Raw genomic sequence first — 3,872 nt, 5'->3', positions numbered from 1 at the left:
GCATGTTGCTTACCCATAGAGCAAAGCCCTACGGTACTTGGCGAGCGCATAGCGATACTTAGATTACCTACTTGTTCAACCACTACGTGCTTACTAAAGCGGGCAAAACCTTTGTATTTAAACTGCTCGTTTACGTAGTCATTACTTGTGGCCACCAATGCCGCAATTAAGCCGTGTAAAAAACTATTAGCGGATGAGTCTGCTGTTAAAAACGCAATTGTTTTTTTATTAAACTCGCTAAGCTGGCAATCCTCACACAACAGCTCAACAGTATATAAATGTTGCTCGGCTACTTGCTGCTGACTTTTAAGCTCAATACTTTTTCCTGCAAATACAATACGTTTAAGCACTCCATCAACGTTACTTGTAACCGCTTCGCTTTTAACAAGTTCAGGGTTTTGCGCCATTACAGGTAAGTCGTGGTGATTGTTAAATGGCGTGCTTGTTGCGCCGCTTTGCATTAACTGAAAAAGCTCTCTTACTTCATGTTCTCGCGCTACTTTTAACGCTAAAAATGCAGTTTGGATAAGTTCTGAAGTAGGTAGGTTTTCCTCTACAATCCAGCGTCTGCCAAATAATAGTTTTTTAGCTTTGGCTTCATTAGTAGATGCGCTTTTTTGGTAGTTATCAGGGCTCAGCACTGCTACTTGCAGGTAAATTTCTTCACCTTTTTGTGCAGCAAGCACTCTAAAGTGAGCCGAAAATTCAATACTCTCAAGTACTTCGTTTACGCTTTGGAGCGTGTGCTTGTAACGTAAAAAATGCTGTGGCACCACCCAATTACTATTAGCCAATTGCACAAGGGGTGCATAAGAAATAGGTTGCTCGTAACTGTGTTGCCATTTTTGCTCATTGCTAAGCAAATGATTAATGTGACTCTTGTTATCTGACATAAATAAACCAAATAAACTCGCGTTGTGCGATATAAACTATGAACACATTACGTCATCAATGTCGTAATTAGATCACATGTACGCCCTACTTTTGGGCTTTTTTAACTATCGGTGAGTTCTTGATAGTCTGTTATAACTTTTTGATAGTATGGCTTATCTTTATTGAGCATTTTATTATAATGATTTATGAGTTGCCGTTGGTACATAGCGTGCTCTGTACTAGCAAAGTCCCACATTTTGTTGCCGGTATGGCTAATCTCATTATTGGTACTAAAGCTCACTTCAATCACTTCATAAAAACGTTTGTTGTCGTAGACTATTTGTTCACTTATAAGCCCTAAACCGAGTTGTTTTAAACCCACTCGCAACTTATAAGTGTGATGCACTGGGCATAAAATAAACCGAACATTATTTAAATGCTCCACTGCGTTATTAGCAATAATTTGTTGTACTAAACTTAACAACAGCTCACCGCCAACACCTGCTATTACAACTACTTGGCTTTTACTTTGAGTAATTTCTATTTTGCCTACATCCTGACATAAGACCTGCCACTGCGGATTTTTATCACAGGTTTTTTGTAATTTATTAATAGATGATAATTGCGCTTCTAAATCGTTCATTAAAGTGGCGACTATATCTACAAAAATAACGTGGTTTGCAGCTGCGCGTTTTAATAGCGCCATGCCTAAATAACCATGGTCGCAGCAACAATCCCAAATAATATCGTGATGCTGCGAAATTAATTTATCAATGGCAGTTAGGCGTCTACTGAGCTTCATTTAAGCAGGTATTTGTGACGTTTTATAGACAAGCGCTTTTAAACTTTTGTCGCTGTCTACTTCAATAAAACGCTCGGTGGGGGCTAGGCGCTCAACAAATTCAATTGCGCCTTGGGTGTTCTCGTTTATTAACGCTTTAAATGCATCTTCGCTAAGCTCTGGGCTATTAGCACACAATAGTAATTGTGTGGTATCGCAAAGTAGCTCTGGCAACCTGCGCAGCACTTTTTGATAGTCTTTAGTTAATATAAAGCTGCCTTTTTGAAAGCTTGGCGGATCAACTATTATTAAATCAAACGGGGCTGCTTTTTTTAGTTTTCCAAACGATTTTAAAATATCGTGAGGTAAAAAACTTACGCCGCGCTCAAAACCATTTAGCTGATGGTTTTGCTTGCCGACTTTTAGCACGCCTTTGCTCATATCCATGTTCATCACATGATCTGCCCCGCCTTGCATGGCGGCAAGCGAAAACCCACATGTATATGAAAACAAATTAAGCACTTTGCCATGCTTGCTATTAGCCATTACAAATTCACGGCCGCTGCGCATATCGGGAAATATTCCGGTATTTTGGCGGCTCTGTAAATCAACCAAAAAGCGAATACCATTTTCGGTTACAACATGTGGGTTAGGTAATTGCCCATAAACCACGGTGTTTTGGCTTTGTACGCCAGCACGTTGCTGGTACACAAGTGACGTAATAAGCTCAGGCTGATTTTCTTGCGCCCACTGCCACACAGCATTGGTGAGCTCGCTTAGTGTTTGCTCGTCAATTTCATCGTACGAAACCAAAAATAAACTGGGCGGGTAAAAGTCTAAATTAATATGGCTTAATGCTTCGACGCTGTGGCCTCGGCCATGAAAAACACGACACAGTTCATTTTTTAAAATTGGCGCGTCTTCAAGCGCAGTAATAAGAGGTGTAAAGTTTGCTGTCATTTTTAATTAATCAACTGTTGTTGTAGTTCATGTATTTCATCGCGAACAGAGCCCGCTTTTTCAAATTCTAGGTCGCTTGCGTATGCATGCATTTTGGTTTCAAGCTGCTTAATTTGCACGGCAATTTCTTTCGCACTAAGAACCTTTTTAGACTCTTTACGAATAAGTTTAAGGTTGTCTTTAGGAGCCGCTTCCTCGCCTACATCCATTACATCAAGTATTTTTTTAGCCAGAGCATGAGGCTCTATACCGTGCTCAACGTTGTATGCATGCTGAATTTCGCGCCTGCGTGCTGTTTCGTCCATGGCTTTTGCCATTGATTTTGTAATTCTGTCACCATATAAAATAGCGCGGCCATCTAAGTGACGAGCAGCACGGCCAATGGTTTGTATCAGCGAGCGAGCCGAGCGTAAAAAACCCTCTTTGTCAGCATCAAGTATGGCAACAAGTGCCACTTCTGGCATATCAAGGCCTTCTCGCAGTAAGTTAATACCCACTAACACATCAAACACGCCTGCTCGTAAGTCACGAATTATTTCTACGCGCTCAACGGTATCAATGTCTGAATGTAAGTAACGTACTTTTACATTATGCTCGCTTAGGTAGTCTGTTAAATCCTCAGACATACGTTTAGTAAGTGTAGTTACCAGTACGCGTTCGCCCTTCTCCACACTTTTGTATATTTCTGAGAGTAAATCATCAACCTGATCGCCCACAGGACGTACTTCTATAAGTGGGTCGAGCAGCCCTGTTGGGCGAATTACTTGCTCTGCTATTTCGCCCGCGCAGCGCTCTAACTCAAAGTCGCCAGGCGTTGCCGATACATAAATAGTTTGCGGTGCTATGGCTTCAAATTCTTCAAAACGCAGTGGCCTATTATCCATTGCTGAGGGCATTCTAAAACCATACTCAACAAGGTTTTCTTTACGGCTTCTGTCGCCTTTATACATTGCACCAATTTGCGATACGGTTACATGCGATTCATCAATAATCATTAATGCGTCATCAGGTAGGTAATCAAGCAATGTTGGCGGCGGATCGCCTGGCGTACGACCCGATAAATAACGGCTGTAGTTTTCTATACCCGAGCAATAACCAAGCTCGGTCATCATTTCTATATCGTATTGCGTTCGCTGAGCTACACGTTGCTCTTCTACTAATTTGTTTGCACTGAGTAACTGGGCGCGTCGCTCTTTTAGTTCTTCTTTTATTTTTTCGATAGCGCCAAGTATTTTTTCACGCGGGGTAACATAGTGCG

General features: G+C 41.4%; 4 protein-coding genes. All 4 read right to left on the bottom strand.

Translation table 11 applies throughout. The features are described 5' to 3' along the window. Nucleotides 1–893 (bottom strand): hypothetical protein (locus H5072_RS13865; RefSeq protein ID WP_182693852.1); only part of this gene is annotated, 893 nt, incomplete at its 3' end. A 101-nt stretch (nucleotides 894–994) separates the two neighbouring features. After that, on the bottom strand, nucleotides 995–1,675 hold the full coding sequence (locus tag H5072_RS13860) for a tRNA (adenine(22)-N(1))-methyltransferase TrmK (protein ID WP_182693851.1): 681 nt from the start codon (nucleotides 1,673–1,675) through the stop codon (nucleotides 995–997). Continuing rightward, complete coding sequence (locus tag H5072_RS13855) at nucleotides 1,676–2,614, bottom strand: class I SAM-dependent methyltransferase (protein ID WP_182693850.1); 939 nt, start codon at nucleotides 2,612–2,614, stop codon at nucleotides 1,676–1,678. A gap of 2 nt (nucleotides 2,615–2,616) precedes the next feature. Then, a partial coding sequence (locus H5072_RS13850) for a helicase-related protein (protein WP_182693849.1) occupies nucleotides 2,617–3,872 on the bottom strand: 1,256 nt, incomplete at its 5' end.

Source organism: Pseudoalteromonas sp. SR45-5, assembly GCF_014163565.1.
Lineage (GTDB): Bacteria > Pseudomonadota > Gammaproteobacteria > Enterobacterales > Alteromonadaceae > Pseudoalteromonas > Pseudoalteromonas distincta.
This window is presented reverse-complemented; position numbering and strand designations above follow the sequence as displayed.

What these genes read in the sequence shown, in the direction of transcription:
- H5072_RS13860 (WP_182693851.1), bottom strand. Translation starts at nt 1,675, where the DNA reads ATGAAGCTCAGTAGACGCCTAACTGCCATTGATAAATTAATTTCGCAG.
- H5072_RS13855 (WP_182693850.1), bottom strand. Translation starts at nt 2,614, where the DNA reads ATGACAGCAAACTTTACACCTCTTATTACTGCGCTTGAAGACGCGCCA.